The sequence below is a fragment of the Clostridium yunnanense genome, assembly GCF_016595795.1.
Classification (GTDB): Bacteria; Bacillota; Clostridia; order Clostridiales; family Clostridiaceae; genus Clostridium_AR; species Clostridium_AR yunnanense.
On sequence record NZ_JAENHN010000017.1, the window covers coordinates 1 to 17,061 of the forward strand.

Annotated in this window: 28 protein-coding genes; 14 read left to right on the forward strand and 14 right to left on the reverse strand. The window is 31.2% G+C overall.

What is annotated here, in order from left to right:
- Positions 1-109 precede the first annotated feature (109 nt).
- On the reverse strand, positions 110-289 hold the full coding sequence (locus JHL18_RS06165) for a hypothetical protein (RefSeq protein WP_200267201.1): 180 nt from the start codon (positions 287-289) through the stop codon (positions 110-112).
- Between the two features lie 119 nt (positions 290-408).
- Here JHL18_RS06165 and JHL18_RS06170 point away from each other — a divergent pair, with 119 nt between their 5' ends.
- From JHL18_RS06170 to JHL18_RS26195, 4 genes are all read left to right on the forward strand, one after another.
- Entirely contained in the window at positions 409-552 is a 144-nt protein-coding gene (locus JHL18_RS06170) for a hypothetical protein (protein WP_200267203.1), read from the forward strand.
- A gap of 183 nt (positions 553-735) precedes the next feature.
- Complete coding sequence (locus JHL18_RS06175; RefSeq protein WP_200267205.1) at positions 736-1,263, forward strand: RNA polymerase sigma factor; 528 nt, start codon at positions 736-738, stop codon at positions 1,261-1,263.
- On the forward strand, positions 1,250-2,248 hold the full coding sequence (locus JHL18_RS06180; RefSeq protein WP_200267207.1) for a DUF4179 domain-containing protein: 999 nt from the start codon (positions 1,250-1,252) through the stop codon (positions 2,246-2,248). Before JHL18_RS06175 ends, JHL18_RS06180 begins: the two co-directional genes overlap by 14 nt.
- Positions 2,249-2,368: 120 nt before the next feature.
- Entirely contained in the window at positions 2,369-2,530 is a 162-nt protein-coding gene (locus JHL18_RS26195; protein ID WP_338025452.1) for a nitroreductase family protein, read from the forward strand.
- A gap of 203 nt (positions 2,531-2,733) precedes the next feature.
- Here the strand turns inward: JHL18_RS26195 and JHL18_RS06190 are convergent, their stop codons facing one another.
- The 3 genes from JHL18_RS06190 to JHL18_RS06200 all read right to left on the reverse strand — a co-directional run bounded on the left by JHL18_RS06190 (position 2,734) and on the right by JHL18_RS06200 (position 3,657).
- Complete coding sequence (locus JHL18_RS06190; RefSeq protein WP_200267209.1) at positions 2,734-2,955, reverse strand: DUF2922 family protein; 222 nt, start codon at positions 2,953-2,955, stop codon at positions 2,734-2,736.
- Positions 2,956-3,098: 143 nt separating this feature from the next.
- Positions 3,099-3,320, reverse strand: a complete 222-nt coding sequence (locus tag JHL18_RS06195) for a DUF1659 domain-containing protein (RefSeq protein WP_200267211.1) — start codon at positions 3,318-3,320, stop codon at positions 3,099-3,101.
- Positions 3,321-3,393: 73 nt separating this feature from the next.
- On the reverse strand, positions 3,394-3,657 hold the full coding sequence (locus JHL18_RS06200; protein ID WP_200267213.1) for a hypothetical protein: 264 nt from the start codon (positions 3,655-3,657) through the stop codon (positions 3,394-3,396).
- A 574-nt stretch (positions 3,658-4,231) separates the two neighbouring features.
- Here JHL18_RS06200 and JHL18_RS06205 point away from each other — a divergent pair.
- The 4 genes from JHL18_RS06205 to JHL18_RS06220 all read left to right on the forward strand — a co-directional run bounded on the left by JHL18_RS06205 (position 4,232) and on the right by JHL18_RS06220 (position 5,602).
- Positions 4,232-4,732: a hypothetical protein gene (locus JHL18_RS06205; protein WP_200267215.1), complete on the forward strand. Its 501-nt coding sequence runs from the start codon at positions 4,232-4,234 to the stop codon at positions 4,730-4,732.
- A gap of 47 nt (positions 4,733-4,779) precedes the next feature.
- Positions 4,780-4,968, forward strand: coding sequence for a YvrJ family protein (locus JHL18_RS06210; protein ID WP_200267217.1), 189 nt, complete (start codon positions 4,780-4,782; stop codon positions 4,966-4,968).
- 147 nt (positions 4,969-5,115) lie between these two features.
- Positions 5,116-5,340: a DUF1659 domain-containing protein gene (locus tag JHL18_RS06215; RefSeq protein WP_200267219.1), complete on the forward strand. Its 225-nt coding sequence runs from the start codon at positions 5,116-5,118 to the stop codon at positions 5,338-5,340.
- A gap of 46 nt (positions 5,341-5,386) precedes the next feature.
- Positions 5,387-5,602: a DUF2922 domain-containing protein gene (locus JHL18_RS06220; protein ID WP_200267221.1), complete on the forward strand. Its 216-nt coding sequence runs from the start codon at positions 5,387-5,389 to the stop codon at positions 5,600-5,602.
- A 213-nt stretch (positions 5,603-5,815) separates the two neighbouring features.
- Here the strand turns inward: JHL18_RS06220 and JHL18_RS06225 are convergent, their stop codons facing one another.
- The 4 genes from JHL18_RS06225 to JHL18_RS06240 form a co-directional block, all read right to left on the reverse strand.
- Complete coding sequence (locus JHL18_RS06225; RefSeq protein ID WP_200267223.1) at positions 5,816-6,088, reverse strand: outer membrane protein assembly factor BamD; 273 nt, start codon at positions 6,086-6,088, stop codon at positions 5,816-5,818.
- A gap of 85 nt (positions 6,089-6,173) precedes the next feature.
- Positions 6,174-6,377, reverse strand: coding sequence for a hypothetical protein (locus JHL18_RS06230; RefSeq protein WP_200267225.1), 204 nt, complete (start codon positions 6,375-6,377; stop codon positions 6,174-6,176).
- Entirely contained in the window at positions 6,370-7,332 is a 963-nt protein-coding gene (locus tag JHL18_RS06235) for a DnaD domain protein (RefSeq protein WP_200267227.1), read from the reverse strand. The genes JHL18_RS06230 and JHL18_RS06235 overlap by 8 nt, the downstream gene beginning before the upstream one ends.
- Before the next feature lie 96 nt (positions 7,333-7,428).
- A complete protein-coding gene (locus tag JHL18_RS06240) occupies positions 7,429-8,178 on the reverse strand; it encodes an ORF6C domain-containing protein (protein WP_200267229.1) in 750 nt (249 codons plus the stop codon).
- A 281-nt stretch (positions 8,179-8,459) separates the two neighbouring features.
- Here JHL18_RS06240 and JHL18_RS06245 point away from each other — a divergent pair, with 281 nt between their 5' ends.
- Positions 8,460-8,687 (forward strand): hypothetical protein, encoded by a 228-nt coding sequence (locus JHL18_RS06245; RefSeq protein WP_200267231.1) that lies wholly within the window; start codon positions 8,460-8,462, stop codon positions 8,685-8,687.
- 32 nt (positions 8,688-8,719) lie between these two features.
- Here JHL18_RS06245 and JHL18_RS06250 read toward each other — a convergent pair whose 3' ends face one another.
- Both JHL18_RS06250 and JHL18_RS06255 read right to left on the reverse strand, forming a co-directional pair.
- The gene (locus tag JHL18_RS06250) at positions 8,720-9,106 is read right to left on the reverse strand and encodes a hypothetical protein (RefSeq protein ID WP_207752972.1); all 387 of its coding nucleotides are present in this window, start codon (positions 9,104-9,106) and stop codon (positions 8,720-8,722) included.
- Positions 9,107-9,682: 576 nt separating this feature from the next.
- Complete coding sequence (locus JHL18_RS06255; protein ID WP_200267235.1) at positions 9,683-9,787, reverse strand: helix-turn-helix domain-containing protein; 105 nt, start codon at positions 9,785-9,787, stop codon at positions 9,683-9,685.
- A 100-nt stretch (positions 9,788-9,887) separates the two neighbouring features.
- On the opposite strand from JHL18_RS06255, the gene JHL18_RS06260 reads away from it, so the two are divergent.
- The 5 genes from JHL18_RS06260 (at position 9,888) to JHL18_RS06280 (ending at position 12,514) form a co-directional block, all read left to right on the forward strand.
- The gene (locus JHL18_RS06260) at positions 9,888-10,355 is read left to right on the forward strand and encodes a helix-turn-helix domain-containing protein (RefSeq protein WP_200267237.1); all 468 of its coding nucleotides are present in this window, start codon (positions 9,888-9,890) and stop codon (positions 10,353-10,355) included.
- Positions 10,356-10,396: 41 nt separating this feature from the next.
- A complete protein-coding gene (locus tag JHL18_RS06265; protein ID WP_200267239.1) occupies positions 10,397-10,729 on the forward strand; it encodes a hypothetical protein in 333 nt (110 codons plus the stop codon).
- Between the two features lie 89 nt (positions 10,730-10,818).
- Positions 10,819-11,385: a hypothetical protein gene (locus JHL18_RS06270; protein ID WP_200267240.1), complete on the forward strand. Its 567-nt coding sequence runs from the start codon at positions 10,819-10,821 to the stop codon at positions 11,383-11,385.
- A 21-nt stretch (positions 11,386-11,406) separates the two neighbouring features.
- Positions 11,407-11,880, forward strand: coding sequence for a hypothetical protein (locus JHL18_RS06275; RefSeq protein ID WP_200267241.1), 474 nt, complete (start codon positions 11,407-11,409; stop codon positions 11,878-11,880).
- Between the two features lie 157 nt (positions 11,881-12,037).
- Entirely contained in the window at positions 12,038-12,514 is a 477-nt protein-coding gene (locus JHL18_RS06280; protein WP_207752973.1) for a hypothetical protein, read from the forward strand.
- A 228-nt stretch (positions 12,515-12,742) separates the two neighbouring features.
- Here JHL18_RS06280 and JHL18_RS06285 read toward each other — a convergent pair whose 3' ends face one another.
- The 4 genes from JHL18_RS06285 to JHL18_RS06300 all read right to left on the reverse strand — a co-directional run bounded on the left by JHL18_RS06285 (position 12,743) and on the right by JHL18_RS06300 (position 16,982).
- Positions 12,743-13,582, reverse strand: coding sequence for an Rpn family recombination-promoting nuclease/putative transposase (locus tag JHL18_RS06285; RefSeq protein WP_200267243.1), 840 nt, complete (start codon positions 13,580-13,582; stop codon positions 12,743-12,745).
- 316 nt (positions 13,583-13,898) lie between these two features.
- On the reverse strand, positions 13,899-14,285 hold the full coding sequence (locus tag JHL18_RS06290; protein WP_207752974.1) for a hypothetical protein: 387 nt from the start codon (positions 14,283-14,285) through the stop codon (positions 13,899-13,901).
- A gap of 433 nt (positions 14,286-14,718) precedes the next feature.
- Positions 14,719-15,996, reverse strand: coding sequence for an FAD-dependent oxidoreductase (locus tag JHL18_RS06295; RefSeq protein WP_200267245.1), 1,278 nt, complete (start codon positions 15,994-15,996; stop codon positions 14,719-14,721).
- Positions 15,993-16,982: a sulfide/dihydroorotate dehydrogenase-like FAD/NAD-binding protein gene (locus JHL18_RS06300; RefSeq protein ID WP_200267246.1), complete on the reverse strand. Its 990-nt coding sequence runs from the start codon at positions 16,980-16,982 to the stop codon at positions 15,993-15,995. The genes JHL18_RS06295 and JHL18_RS06300 overlap by 4 nt, the downstream gene beginning before the upstream one ends.
- Positions 16,983-17,061: the final 79 nt, after the last annotated feature.

Sequence of the window (17,061 nt, forward strand, 5' to 3'; positions counted from 1 at the left end):
TTTATTTGCATGCATATTTTCCGATTACTTTCCTTATTTCGATTGCACTTCCAAAGCTAATTGCTAAAAAAGAAGCTATCACGTTGTGTAATAGCTTCTTTAATCACTCTTAACTTAATGACATTGCTTGTGAGGATGGGGCACTTTTTTCTTTGCTTTTATCTTCTATATCAAGACCAAGAAACTTAATTTTGATTTTTAAATGATATATAAAAAGATTATTTTTTAGAATCAATTTAATTACATAAATAACTGATATACACTTTATAAAAGTATCAAACATATCCAATACCACCCACTAGCTATGATGAAATAACAGTTGGATTTGATTGGTATCATACTCATTTTGGTTATTCAGAAACAGATGAAGAGGATTTTAAAATTGCACTTGAACATATAAGAGAGATAGTGGAAGAAAAAATAGCTATTATAATTGTAAAGAAGAATGATTCATGGGTTAGAAGCTCTATTATAAGGGATAAGAATTTGCCGGTACTTAATGAAGATGAGACAATAGATGTAAAATCATGGAATGGAACATATTTTAATTAAGCTATGTTCATTATTAGTGAGTAATCAAGCCAACTCAAAAAGTGCATTACCTAGTGGGTTTAAGATCTACTAGGTCTTTCTATTTGTAAGGATAGTCTAATAAGGAAAAAATATTTATTTTTAAGGGAACAAAACCCCTTTAACGCGAGTCTTATTAATGTATAGTTGAAAGAAGGTGATTAATTGGACAGCGAAAATCTTATTATTAAAGCTAAAGGTGGAAATAAGGAAGCTTTTGTTTCGTTAATGAGTTTATACGAACGTGATATGTACAACCTATCAAAACATATGCTTGGCAATACTGATTTTATTTATGATGTAGTTCAAGAAACTATAATAACCGCCTACCAGAAAATAGGCACATTAAAGAATGCAGCTTCTTTTAAAAGTTGGTTAATAAAAATATTGATTAATAAGTGTAAAACCCATCTTCACAAAGAAAGCAAAGTTACATATTTAGATGAGGAAATTGTAATCCCAACTAGGGATGAATCTTTAGAAAGAGTAGAAATTTATGAACTGCTTAAGAAATTACCAGAAGACTTCAGAGCTGTACTTATACTTTTCTATTTCAATGATTTTAATTACAAGGAAATTTCAGAGATACTTAATATACCTGAGGGGACAGTTAAATCTAGATTATTTAGATCAAAAGCCCAGTTATATGAAATGATTAATTGTAAGGAGGAGAAACGTTATGAAAAGTTATAGTGTTGAGGATTTATTTAATAAGGAAAAGAATAAAGCGATAGATACAGAGTTTCATAACTTCTTTAACGAAACTCTAAGTAAGTTACCCAAGAAGAAAAGAAGGCAAAGGCCTTTTATAGCAGTTGCAGCCGTGGTTACATTTATGATGCTCTCATCTACAGTGATGGTATTCGGTAAAAATATACCAGGACTTAAAAATATTAGGAATTATTTCTATGCACCTGAAGAATATGATAAATATGTTAAGCCTGTTGATACCGTAGATAATTTTGATGATCTCAATGTTAATATTCACGATGTTATTTATGATAATAATTTCCTTATTTATTCATATACAGTGTCTAGGACAGATGGAAAGCCAATAGAATCACTTGACGATGTAAAACTAAGGGTCTCCCCAGAAGTACCTGTAAAAGAGAATCAAAGCACCTCTGGAGGGGATTTTATTAGAGAGAAGACCGATGATTCTTTTACCCATTATAGCTATATGATTATAAAAAATTTAAATCTTCCAGATAAAATGACATTGCCTTTCGACATCGTATATATTAATGATGAAACGAAAAATGCTGAGATTGTAAAAACAATTAATGTGGAAGTTGATAAGACTAAGCTTAGCAATTCATTAAAAGAGGTTAAGCTAAATAAAGATATCAAAATACAAGAAGGCTCCATATATTTAGACTCTATTTCTTTCACCCCTTTTGGCGCTATATTCTTTTCTGAGAACAGAGGTGGATGGGATTTTGAAGGCGAAGACCATTACTATTTTGGATTGTTCGATGAAACAGGCAAGCAATTATACTGTCAAGGTACGGGTGTGAGTTATGATAGTGGAAGAAAGGTATCTGTGATTACAAAACCGTATATTTCAAGTCAATATAAAGGACATAGAAGTATTACAATTAAGGTTTATGATAATAGAACTAATAGTGAAGTAGAGGGAGCCAGCACTACAATTGAGATACCAAATTTAGGTCAATAGCTAAGATGTGTTTAATTTTTAGTCATAGAACAATTTAATACAATAATAAATATTAATTATCCTGTACCTAGTGGAAGAAACTCCGCTAGGTATTTTTGAAAAAGAGCAAGGAAGCTTTTTGTGCGTACTGTTCATACAAAAAAAGAAGCGTTAGAGAAAATTTTAGAGGCTGGTTTATGGGCACCGTGTTCAGGAAGACAGCAAGCGGTAAAATTTGTTGTAGTTCAAGATAAGAGATTAAATGATGAGTTGGGAAAGATAAATAGAATTATTTTTGATTAAAAAGATTTATGTATTGTTTAAAATTTAATAACGTATTTAAATATCACATTATCATAGTAATAGATAGATACTGTGATATTTTTTATGTACAGTACTTCACAATACAAGAAAAACATCCCCCATACATAAAAAAAAGCAACCTGATCTGAACCACCTAGTCTCCTCGACAAAGTGCAGTTCAATCTCAGGTTGCCTTTCCCTCTCTACCCCACCTTATAATCATCAACATTCTTAGTTATAATCTGAGCTCCAGATTTCTGAATAAGTTTGCCGCCGGAACTATAAAAGGCATTTTTACTTATTATAACATCCATAGCCTTTGATATTTCTTCAGATGTTAACTTATCCTTAATTCCTTTTAGAGATAGATTGATTTTATCTCCGCTCTCATTCTTAAAGGTAAGAACTAAGTACTTTGTTACCACTTATCTTCACTCCTTTCCATATAATTTGATGTTCTTTATTTACTGGATGATATGAAAGATACAGCTATTCCTTTTGGCTGTCCGCTAGTGGTGCTCCAGGAACAGTGTAGTGAAACCTATAGAATAGCTTTTTTCAAAGCCTCCTATATATCCTCAACTAAATAGTCCTGTTGCTTTCTTATATAAACTAAGTCTGAGCTGATTAAATCTTCTAGTGCCTTTCCTACTTCATATAAATCATCGTCAGTTAAGTCGAGTCTTAAATTAGAGAATCTTTGACTGCCAAAGGTATCGTCTCCCTTATCATTAGTTCCTGTTTTATATTTTAATATCATTGCATTACTGCTTAATATTGCTGTTGCCATGTCTACTCACCTCCTTTCATAGAGTTTATATTCAAAGCCTCACTATAGGTACATATACTTCCCTATTAAACCTCTACTCAGCTTGTCCAAATTCATTTTCAAAACTGAAGCTATTTATGACCTTAGTTGTCTTTGCCGTATAGTCTTCAGCCAGTTCATCAAGCTTGTGGCAGATATACTTTAGAGAACAGCCTTCGCAATCTTTTATCACCTCATTCTCTAACAGTGAGCAGCTTAGCTCCTGCCCGTAGGTTGAATTTCTTATCGCTAATGCTATCTGCATTTTATCAATGCTCTGTCCCTCTTCTGAATTAATTAATAACGAATCCTTAACCATAAAACTATTCCTCTCTTTCACAATTAATAAAGCATTTTCATTCTTCTAATTAAGATATATGCCTCTAAGCGTGATTTTTAGGGTTTATTTATATAAATATAAAATCAAATATTCATATAATCATAAAATCATTTGTTTATAAAATTAAAAAATTATATAAATATATAGTATTCATGCTGGTTTGAGCTGTTTCTCAACTATTTTATACTGATCTTTCACCCTAAATTAATGCAGCTAAGGCATATATGAATTTATAGATAGATTGTAGATAAACTACTTCAAATTAAAATTTATCCAAATAAAGATTCGTAGAACCATCGAAATCTTTATTTGGAGTTTAAGGACTGAAGTAGTTTATCCGATCAGCGGAATAGATAATCCAGTTCCATCTAATAAAACTAAGCGACATTTCCGCTAACTATTAATCGTAATAGGATTACCAATTATATCTTTTATTTGGAACTTGTTTATCTACAGTTTCAAATATTTATAGAACAGATCCAAATAAAATATAATTCATCAATATTATTACGAAGTGATACATCATATAAAAAGAAATTTGGAGGACATACAAATGGCTAGAAGAAAATCAAAAGCTTTCACTATTGATAAAGATGATTTGGCTTATGAAGAAGAGATGGATATGAATGGCTTTATAGAAACCGAAATAGTAGGCACTCCTGTTGCTACCTTTAGTTTTTGTGAAGAAGCTTCTGCTGCTCCTTTAATTAATGAAGAGTCTTCTAATATAAGTGAGGACAAATCTAATAATAAAATTGATCTAAATATTACAAATAACAACCAGGCTAAAAACATTATCCAAAAGTCTAATCGTAAAAATTCTCTTATTGATAACAGAACCCTTAAGTCTCAACCTAATGGCATAACCCCTCCTATTGATGGAGAGGCTTTTACAATAACTCGTAGTTTTAAGTTTAGAGTATCTACAGCAAGACTTCTAAATGAAATTAAAGCAGCCCATCCTAATCCTAACGCTTATCTTAGTACTGTTATTGATGCAGCTGTAAGAAAATATCATGATTATATTTTCAAAGAAGGTGGTAATCTCCTTTAATTTTTCACTAGCGGCATATATACATTATGAAAGGTGGTGATTTAAAGATGGAGGTTACTGATTTAGTAAATATAATTGCAAACATTGGTTTTCCAGTTGCTATAAGTGCATACCTACTTATAAGGCTTGAGAAACAAATTGTTGGATTAACTGCTTCAATCAATAAACTCAATACTATAATATCTACTAAACTTGGGGTGGTTATTGATTATTCTAATGAAAATAAAAGCGCTTAAAACCCCTAATGAAAAATATATAACCACTCTAAAGAAAAAATTATTATAATTTCCCAAAACTTTTTCACTATGGCATATATCTTAAGTGAAAGCTAAAAACTTAAAGCTTTTGGCTTCACAACTAAATTTTAAAAGGAGGAAAACATTATGGCAGTAAACAAAGTTTTAGACTCAACTTCATTTGCAATAGAAGTTGAAAGTGGCACAGACAAACTAGGTGCAAAGATCTACAGAAAGAAGTCTTTCTCAGGAGTTAAGAAATCAGCGACACCTGAAAATGTATACGCTGTAGCTGAAGCAATCAAAAATGTCTTAAGTGCTGACACCAGAGACTACTACCTAAACGAAGCATCAAAAATAGTAAATGCATAGTAGGAATTTTAACTACAAAATTCAATTGTAAGAAAGGAGAAAAATCATGGAATATACTTTAACATTAACCTTCGTAAATGCTGCTGGGGACAAGTCAAACCTAACCATATCAGGAGCTAAAGCTGGCGTAACCAAAGATGAAGTAAATAGCCTTATGGACACTATCATAGCTAAGGATGTATTCGAAAATAAAGGTGCTTCTTTAGTTTCTAAGTATGGCGCTCAGATTACTGAGAGACAGACTACTAAGTTTGATCTTTAAGTCAGAAGTGTTATAGAAGGGATAAATAACTCAGCAATCCCTCAATCATAATTTCATTTTATAATGAAACACCCCCTGTCACTTACACAGGGGGTAATTTATTTTAATATTCTGTAAAATAAAACTTTATAAAAATATCGAACGTTTATTTAAAGATATTATTAACTAGTTCTAGTAACTCTTTGGACTCTTTTAAAGGGCCCCTGGATGAATCTATATATTCATCTTTATTTCCATATTGAAAAAATGTATTAGTGTTGCTACAGAAAGATCTTTTTTTACAACTCTTTTATTGGTTAGTTCAACTATTTTCTTATATTCTTTATCCTCAGAGGTTATAGTTTTGGTCTGCCCATTATTATAAGCAATTATTTTGCTTGGTGATGGTATTAAAGCTTTATCAGCATTATTTGACTTGCTACATCCGCTAATTGTTAGCATTGATGATAAAAATATTAAAGCTAAAGTTTTCCTAATTATTTTCATAGATTCCCCCCAATTAATAATATTAAATGCAATATTGCTAAGCATTATTTCCATTATATAGGATTTTCATATTAGTTTCAAATCTTTACCATCTAGCCATACATACAATTCCATTCCCATTAAAATCTCTAGATAATACTTCATCTCTTAACTTACTGTTCTCTACGCCAAGTTTAACATTAGCCCTACTAAGTACCCTATTTTCAAATACCAACTCTTCGATCATCTGCTTCTGCTTCTCTATTTCTTTTTGATAATATAAAAGCTGATATTTCTCAAACTTAGTCATTATCCTCTTCTCCTTCATTACCAATTCCGTAAAGCAACTTTTGCTCCAAATCCTCATAGTCATAATCTCTCTGTTCATAATCAGCAAATCTAAGTTTTCCACTACTACCATATCCTTTAGTGCTTTTACTAATTTCCGATTCCATAGGGTATCCTTCCTTAGACCAGTTTTTTAAGATGCCATTAATATAACTCATATTGGGCTTCCCCAGTTCTATAGCCTTATCCATTGCTAGCTTTACATATTCTGAGCCATGCTGAGATATGGCCATTTTTAGCGCAGCTAAATGAGTTGTACCCTGAACCCCTGTTGCTGCTTCAAAATACTTTGATAGAGTAGTTATTTCATCATGCTGTGCTTCAAGAAACTGAGGATTATCTCTGAGATGTGGATTAGCTTCGGTATTATCTTCTGTATATTTCTCTTTCTCTCTATCTGTAGTTGTATTTGTAAAGTCTTTTGTATCTGTATCTCTCTCTGTATTGGGGGCCTTACGTGCAACGACTCCTTCATCACCCACTTCACGATTCGTAGACACATCGCAAAAACTTAAAAACAAATCTTTTATTGGTTTATTTTGTATATGCTCAGCAATATAGGCTATAAAAGACTTGTCCTTAACTTGCTTTAGTTCTTTTGTTATACAATCTATTACTGGTTTACCTCCCCTAGACAAGTTGTGCTTTCCCCAATTTTTAATTGCTATCTCTCTAGTGGACTTGTTATAGCTTATAACCTTATGATGGTTAATAAACCTTTCCATAAGACTTTCTATAGTTTCAACACTATAGCCAAGCTCAAAAGCCATTTTCTTTTTGGTTATAACATAAATTCCTATACTTGTAGTTGATGGATTTGTTAAAAGATATAGGTAAAAGAACCTATCCTCAGGAGACATTTCCTCCATTGTCCTTGGATCAGTCCAAAATCCTTCATAAATTAATCTATATGCCATATAAATACACCTCTCTAAATTCAAATATTTTAACCTTTTATAACTCTTAAGACCTTTAATACTTGGGTCAATATTCATTAGCTTACAGTTTTCTCCTCATAGTATCTCCTTAATTAAACAACTACTGTTTGCCATATCAATGTCTCTTAGAAGCCTTCCTTGAGCTTTCCATTGGCTTAAGTATTCCTTTGCTTTTTCAAATTCTTTTGCAGGGGTATTCCTGTAAGAGTTTATCTCAAAATACTGCTTATAGTCTCTCCAAATTGCTGAAAACAAGCTATTCTTTATATTCTTATGCTTATATGCATAGCTGTCCTTTCCTCCTAAAATCCTTAAAGCTGTAACCTTAGCAATCTCCTGCAATACAAGCTGCTGTCCATAATCAATTGTCATATGCTGCTCTAAGGTATCAACTCTGTCCTTTATACTTAAAGTTGCATTGATAAGTTCACCAAACTCTGAGTGAATTAATGAAATTGCTCTAAATTCATCACCTGCATTTATAGTTAGTTGATCTTTAGCATTAAAGTAATCATCTATTAGATAGTCATATACTTGCCAAGCCTTATCTGTATTTAAGCTCTTAGCATGAAGCAGTGCTCCTTTTTCTGTCCATAGATAAAGGCTTCTCACCTTACTTGAATTTTGCACCCCGTAATTTACGTGTTGCAAAAATCTCTTAAGCTCTTCTCCTTGAAGATAGTAATAATGCTTTCCTTCAATATATCTATCTTTATTGCAGTTATAATTTTCATATATTCTTTTGCAACTAGTTTCATAACTATCTGCTAATTGCTGAGTTGTCAGCACTCTTTGTCCATTATTTTCAATAACTTGTAAGTCCATAACCCTCCTCCTATCATATCTTTCAAAATAACTGCATATCATAAAATGCAGAAGTATTTACTTTTTAAGATATAGCGGTCTTTTATAAAAGGCTTGTACACCTTTCCGCTGTTCCTACATGCTTCTAGAAATATCTTCTTTTACTTATCTTATGCTCCTACTATTTGTCCTACATGAATCATAAATATTTACCTTAATCAGCTGATTTCATAAAACATTTAGTTTTGTTAACCAAACATTACACATTAATCAAAAAAAATCTGTTCTACAGGCTTTTCAAAATGGCTGGCTATCATGAACTCAATGATTCAGATGATTCTTTAGTTATTAAGCCTGATGAAAAAGACGTTGAGAGATTACTTGATAAAATCAAATATATTTTTATGGAAGATGATGACCTTACTCTTTCAGGTGAGCCAGTATCAAAAGATGCACTAAACTATGGCGTTAGCCAAGCTAAAAAGATAAACAAAAAACAAAAGAACATAGAGTTTTCTCTAGGTTCTTAGTTAAGTTGTACTCTTCCTTTTTACACAGCAACTTATCTCTCGTCCATAGAATAATTTATATTTCCTTCAGCGCCTATATTTAATATTTCCATCTTCCAAGTTCCTTTAGCACCCTTAAATGCTGATACAATCTCTTTTCTATTAGAATTAGTTATCTCTTTCTCAAAAACAACTAAATCATTTGAGTCTAAAAGTCTAACGTTAACTTTTCCTTGTTTTAATTCACCTTTTACTGTAAATTGAATATTTGACTTATCTTTATTAACCTTAAACTCATGTTTTGCAACACCTACCCCAGTACCTATTCCTAGTGTTCCTGATTGACTGCTGTACCCGTTAGTATTACAAAGTACAACAACTCCAACAAATATTGAAAGAAATAAAACAATTGCTACTACATATACCCCTATACTTCTCATCACTTCACCATCCATTTTTATAGTAAACTAATATAGCTCCTATATATAAGTATAACTACCAATTATTTCATTTTAGTTATCAAATTTCTTAAATTTTTCTTACATTTTTACAATTTTTTCAAAAATTCGTTTATTAGGTTTTTGAACTTGATGAAAAAACAGAAGTATTAAGTCGCATAATTAAACTTGCTTAAATCCTTCATTAACTTATCTACCAAATATGCTGTTTGCCACCCTCTCACTGTCCTTCATCTGCACCTATTTCTATTAAAATAAAAACCACATCTTATTGAGATGCTATTGTCCCTACAAAAAAAATCAAAATTTCACTTTGAAAATATTTTAATGTAATTCCACACCCTTTTCTCGAATATACATATCCTATTACTTACCTTATGCTTCTATCCGCTTAATGTTCATGAATCATAACTATTAAACGATATCCTGTTATTTTTACTAATTTGCTCAATCTTCTCACTCATGCATTACATGTTAATCAAAGAAGATTTGTTCTACAGGTTTTCAGAAACATATACCTATCTTTAGAATGAACTCACCTTTCTGCATATTCACACCTCATTCTATATTGGACAATATTGGTCTTGCTATACCTAGCTTTTGTGCAAGTTCATCCTGTGTAATATTAGTTTCTTTTCTTAATATTTTTATTTTGGTACCCATGTATTACACCACCTTGCCAGTTTATTGCAATACGCTCTTTTTAAAAATAACTTCTAATTTTGTAATCTTAGCCTTACAATTATAATGAGGTGTTTAGTTTATGGGAAATCTAAATGGATGGTTAAAACTTAGAAGAAGCGAACTTAACCTTAGCCTTAGAGATGCTGCTAAACTTATCGGCATAAGTCATTCATATTTAAGTACGCTTGAAAAGGGAGTTGATCCAAGAAATGTTCTTGCAGTTAAGCCAACTCCTGAAACATTGAAGCTTATAAGTAGTACTTATGATGTTCCCTATGACTTTGTGATGACCCTATCTGGCTATTATGAACTCAAGTATTCAGAAGATTCTCTAGTTATTCAGGATGATGAGAAAGAAGTTGAAACATTACTTAATAAAGTTAAATATATTTTCATGGAAGATGATGACCTTACTCTTTCAGGTGAGCCAATAACAAAAGAAGCACTAGAAAGTATTATAGATGCACTAAACTATGGCGTTAGCCAAGCTAAAAAGATAAACACGAAATTCAAGAGTAGAAAAGATGCAAATGAACTTCGTCTATAAATTTAATATTATTGATGTCCTAAATAAGGAGCGTGTAACATTTGTTTATAAGACTATTTATTAAAACTATAGACAATATTATAGCAACAGAAACAGTAAAAAATGTACTATCGCATATTCCTTCAGAATTTATCAGTAAAGTAGACGTCAAAATTGAGCCATATTGGAAGTTTGATGATGTTTTAGTAGCAGAACTAAAAATAGAATTATCTAGGGAGTTAAATGACGAAGTAATAAATGATTTTTTATATAGCATATCTAACAATTGGATGTTCCTAGGTTATGAGAATAGTGAAGCTCTATCATCTCATACTATGGAAAACTGCATACTTAAATATAGTTTAGAAATGATAGATGTTCATTTTTTAGATTAACTTTAAAGCTATGTCGTAATAAAAAGTCATTAGAAAGACTATCCTTGAAATAAGTTATAACTAATTTCTGTCTGATTGGAGATACATAAATGAATTTTCATGATTTTTCTGCCCTCAGGTGGATGTTAGGTGATGTAGATGGTTTAATAAAAAAAGGTTATATTTCGGATGAGTCACATAGTATAAGACTACTAAAAATTTTATATATGCCATCTTTTGACCCTATAGTTAACTGGGAGGTTTTTAAAGTAAAAAACGACAATACCATGAAATATTTTATCGTTAAAACCTATTGGGATCGAGCTGAAGATTTTAAAAAGTTTAACTCAATACAGTCTAAAAGCAGATCAAATAATCCTCTATCTTCTGCAAAACCTCTAGATATAAAGCCAACAATATTAGGTAAACTATATGATTCAAATGCTGATTTTGCTGAAAACTTGATATCCAAGCTGCAAAATATTAGAATCACTCCATTTCCTAATAGTAGTCCAACTGGTTGTGATGGCACTTTTTACGAAATATCCTTTCAAAATTCATTTCATAATTTACATATTCACTGGTGGGAAGACGGTCCCGAAAATTGGTCTGAGTTAACTACTTTTATAAAAGACCTTTTAAATACTTTTAATCAAATATCATCCAATTCTTTATAGGATTTTAGGAAGGAAGATTATATGAGCACAATAAATAAATCCAAGAATAATCAAAACGATGAAACATTAATAAACTCTAATAAAATACTGGTAAACTTAGATAGAGATAGTGTTTGTATGGGAGATGATTGTCAATCTCATAAAATAAGACGTTCATTTGAGGATAAGATGTCTGTAGAGGATTTTTTACATGAATTATCATGTTATGTTCCAAGCATGTCTAATGTTGTTTGGGCAATACTGTGTTCAAGCACTATCAATACGGTTCTAGGGTATATTATTACTAATAAAGATTGTATGCCTACCATTGAAAGCGAATTTGAAAAACATTCTTTAAAACAATTATTTGAAGCTAAAATTGATATAGATGTATACTGCAGATACTACCACCAAAGTAGCTTTTCCTGGATAGATGGTGCAACTAATCGTTCTATTGAGAAGCATTCTGAGTACAAGACTTTACTTGAAAAAGTAAAAGCAGAGTATAGCAAATAGAACTTTCTTATTTTTATGTTCCTTAAGTATCTAAAATATCTACTGAAAAAATTCAATTTACTTGAGACCCGCAATAATAGACATTTGTCTTATGTATTATCTTCAAATTAATGTTGCATTAGTTAGTTATAAAAATATATAGCTGAGGTGTTTTTATTTGTTTAATAAATATTTAATTGAATTCATAATATATCTTATACTATTCAGCTTTACTTCTATAATGATTCCAATATGCATGTATATCATATTTAAAGACTTCAGAGCTAAACAAAGAATTGCAAATAGTAATTGCTCCTATCTTCACTTTAACTATAAGCCAAGCAAAATCAAAACAGTTCTTTTTTATTTTGGTAATATTTTTATGGCAGTAGCTTTATTGATATGTTTTAAAATTATAATGATTCCTATGTACATGGATCTACCTTCATTGGTGAGTGGAAATTACAAGCATGTTGAAGGGATTGTATATAGAAACGATCCTGGTAAAGGTTTTTCTTCAATATATATTAATGGCAGTGATGTTCCAATTAAAGAAGCCTATTTTTTCAAATCAAATATATCTGAAAACTGTAAGTATAAAATCTCATTTTTAAAACATTCAGGTTTAATTATAAAGGCAGATAAAATTGAATAGTATGAAAGAGCCTAGCCAAAAAAACACTATCTAAGTTCTTGAATTAATATGAGTCCAGCCAATAACTCTAGCTGGACTCATACTATTTATTTTCTCAATTTCATTTTACAAATAGTCATTATTTCAGATCCAAGTTTTCATTGCATTTTTATATAAAACAAGATAGCTTCAAGTTAACTGCTTTCTAGAAAGTATCTCACCCAAAGCCTATAATATATAAAAATCAAATTACTTTATTCTATTAATTTCTTCCTCAGTTAGTCCTGTTGCTGAAATTATTTGATCCAATGGAATTTTCATATTTATCAAGTTTTTAGCTATTTCTATTGCTTTATCTTTTTTCCCTTTTTCTTCCGCTGAACTAATCATATTAGCTCTTTCATGAAGAGATCTTTCTCTCTCATAATAGATTCTCATAGATTCTTCATCACTACTTAAGTATTCGATTTTTTGTTCAGCTTTTTTTATTGCTGTATCCAAACTCATCAACTCCTTTAATGTAGCTTCAGATATATCTTTTTCTAAAAACATTAGCCATCTTTCTATATCATTTTCTCTATAATCTTTATTTTTCTTATTTCTAAATTTAGGTAGTTCTAAGAAATGTATTTCTACAACATCTGTTAGCATATACTCTTTCTCTATATCTTCCCAAAGATGGAATGAAGATTGATAGCTATTTGTACCTAAAAACTCAAAATCTAAAATATTTATAGTTATGACCTTTTCAAGATTTGCATAATCTTCGCCTTGTTTTATATTCTCAAGATACATCTTCCCCCAATAAAATAATGTTCTTTTATCCATATTACCTTGATTTGTTAGCTGAACTTCTATATCTACATGCTCACCCTTTAAAGTTTTTGCCCTTACATCGATGATCCCTGTTTTATCTAAAATGATATCTTTTGTTAGTTGCTTATTATCTATAATCTCAATTTCCACTATAGGCTCTTTTTTAGTTCTCTTTAAAACAGCATTTATAAAAGATATTAAAATATCTTCATTACCTTTTTCACCAAAAACTTTCTTAAATATAAAGTCATTAAGTGGTTTTACTCTTCTCATATGTACTTACCTCATTTATTTCATCTTTAGTTAAATTATTATCTTGTATTAATTTTATTATAACATCAAACTAATATTTATTTAATCAAAACTTGAAATCTAAATTACTCTACATGTACATGTTGCAAGATGAAAATTTAGGTTGAAATATACATAAAGTGAACGATTGTTCTTGAAAAATTCAATAACCAAGTAAAAATACAACAATAGCCAATTCACTTTAAGGGCTTACTTCCGTTTAATTAATTTAAAACAAAAGAACCTAGAGTTTTCTCTAAGTTCGTAGAAGTTGTACTATTCTTTTATATATATCAACTTACCTCTCTTCCATAGAATAACTTACATTTCCTTCAGCACCAATATTTAATATTTCCATCTTCCAGGTTCCTTTTGCCCCCTTAAATGCTGATACAATTTCTTTTCTATTAGAGTCAGTTATGTGTTTTTCAAAAATCAACCTATTATCTGAGTCTAAAAGTCTAACATTAACTCCTCCTTGTGCCAATTCACCTTTTACCTTAAATTCAATATTGGAATCATTCTTATTAACTTTAAAGTCATGTTTTGCTTTAGTGTCCCCACTCCCTACTATTAATGTTCCTGATTGATTCCTGTACCAGTTAGTATTACAAAGCACAACACCTCCTGCAAATATTGAAGAAAATAAAACAATTGCTACTACATATACACCTACACTTTTCATCACTTCACCATCCATTTTTATAGTAAACTAATATAGCTCCTATATATAAGTATAACTACCAATTATTTCATTTTAGTTATCAAATTCCTTAAATTTTTCTTACAGTTTGCAAATTATGTTTTTAATTTGTTTATAAAATCATTGAACTTTATGAAAAGCACCTCTCATTTAGATGCAATTTCGGCTATAAATAAACCCAAATCTCACCTAGTAATAGGTCAAAAAAGAGCCCAGCCATCAACCCACTAGCTAAGCTCCTTCATACTATTCACTATTTATACATCATTTTATTTGTAGGATTTGTTTGAATCTCATCTTTATTTTTAATAAAATCTGCTATGGTAATCAAGATACTAATCAATATGTCTCTGACTTATTCTGTCCTTTCTATTGTATTTCATATTTTTATCTTTATTATCTTTCTTTTAATAAGCTATACAAGCTTCATCCCAAATACATTTGTAAGATTTAGTTTCTCTATTCTTCTTGCTATTTCTTCTTTGTCTATAGTGTAAAGTCCTTCTGCCTGCATTCTCTTAAAATAGTCAGAGCCTGCAAAGGTAAATCTGCCTTTTCTTCCTTCTCTTGTCACTGATTTTTCGTTAGCATAGGTTATCATATCACCTATGGCTACTGCTCTTGGAAGGATTAGTGCTTGCATTCCTAGTGCAAATCTCACTGCGTTGTGACCTGCAAGAGATCCTGTGCTTATAGCTTCAGTATGACCTACGAAAAGTCCTGCTTTTTCTCCAGCACAAAATAAGTTATCTACTCCTATAACCTTCATGTCATCTGTCCTTGGTGCCACTGATAGATATCTTATTGAGTTTCCTTTACTTCCTGCATATGGATCAACGTATTTTGCACTTTCTAATCCTTTTATCTTTCTAAGCTTATCTAATGGATAGTAGGAAGTCATTAGCTTAGCGTGGCCAGTATCCAGAAGGATTATATTTTCCGCAAATTCTTTTAGAGCGTATTGCTGACAAACCTTTGCCTCTAACTTTCCATAGTTTATATCTTCTACTGGTACTTGTAGTATTACAACTCCTGTTTCATCAAGCTGCTCTACTATTTCTTTTGACAAACTTTCTTTTGCTAGTTTACATGAACCACTGAAAGCTCCAAGCTCATCGCCATTTCTTTCACCTTGGATATCAGAAACTCCTGCTCTTTCACTTATACTGATTCTTGGTCCAAAAGCTGGACATCTTAGGATACACATAGAACATCCATTACCATATCTTAAGCAATTACCCATTGGTCCAGTAGAACCTGTAGTTTCTATAAATACATCCCCTTCAACATAGCTTCCATCAGCTAAGTAAATCCCTGTTATCTTTTTTCCTTCCATACTTATATCAGTGACTCTTGAAACTGTGTGAACCTTTATATCTAGCTCTTTTAGATAGTTTAAAACTTCACCTTCTATTTTGTTTACATCATAGAGACTTGCATGTTTATGTCCCGGGAAATCAATATCTTTGTGTCTGCTAACTCTATCTGTTATATGAATCAAATCTCCTGCTCCTAAAGCTATAAGTTCTTCTGATGCAGTATACCTTCCGTTGTTTCTCATGATTCCGCCAACATTTCCTAGTCCAAGTAGAAGATCTGTTTTTTCAAAAATATGAACTTCTGCTCCAGCCTTTTTAGCAGTAATCGCAGCTGCACAACCTGCCCAACCTCCACCTATTACTACTATCTTCATATAAATCTTCTCCCCTCAAAAATATTCCTTGGATCTGTCTGTACCTTACATAATCTCTTAACTCTGTGCCCTTGGAATCTAGCGGTACAGCTACCACAAACCCCTTCACCACAACACATTTTTGCATTGTTGCAGCAGGACACTTTAATATCTCTCTTATTAATGCTGTTTAAAAACTCAATAACCTTAAAGCTTAGAATATCTGCTCCAGCTACGTGAATAAGAGTAACACCATTTGCAATCTCATCTTCGATAAGCTTTTTGATTTCATCTGTAAGCTTACCTTTATCAATGGTATTTATCTCTTCATAGCCTTCAGTATATTGTTTTAGATATTCATTAACATACACATCTTTATAGGGAGACTTGTCTATAACTATCTTCAAAGTATTTTTGTTGTTTGAAAGTTTTCTTATTACTGGTATTGATGGTGCCATACCTATTCCTCTTGCAATAATAAGAGCTTTGTTATCCTTTAACTCATTCACAGACTTTAGACCAAAAACTCCGTTCCAATATGGCCCTCTTATGACCATTTCATCATCTACCTTTATATCAAGTAGTTTTTTTGTTTTAATTCCCCTTATTTCAATCATTATAGATACTATATCGCTTTCTATATCTGACTCCATAATAGATATTGGAACATCAAAATAGAAGTTTTCATCTGTTCTAATAAAAACGTAGCTACCAGGATGAACTAAATCTAAGGCAAGCTTGTGTGGGGCAATGAACCTAATAAGTAATACATCGCCTTCCAGATGCTCTACTTCTTTTACTTTACATCTAAAAGTCTCTCTCCCTTTCTTAGCTACTTTTCCATTGTTGTTAAATTCCTGATATATACAAACACCCTTCCAATTGAGACAATCGCAAAAACACTTCCCATGCAGCTGTGAGCACAAGATACATTCTCCAGCTTCTGCTAGATGACAAGGGCAATATTCAGTTCCAGCATCAATACAATCTATTAACTCTCTGTCCATCTACTCCTCCACAATAATTATTTAAGATTTCTTTAGCCTATATAATTATGATATATAAGTTCTATTTAATCTTTTTCAT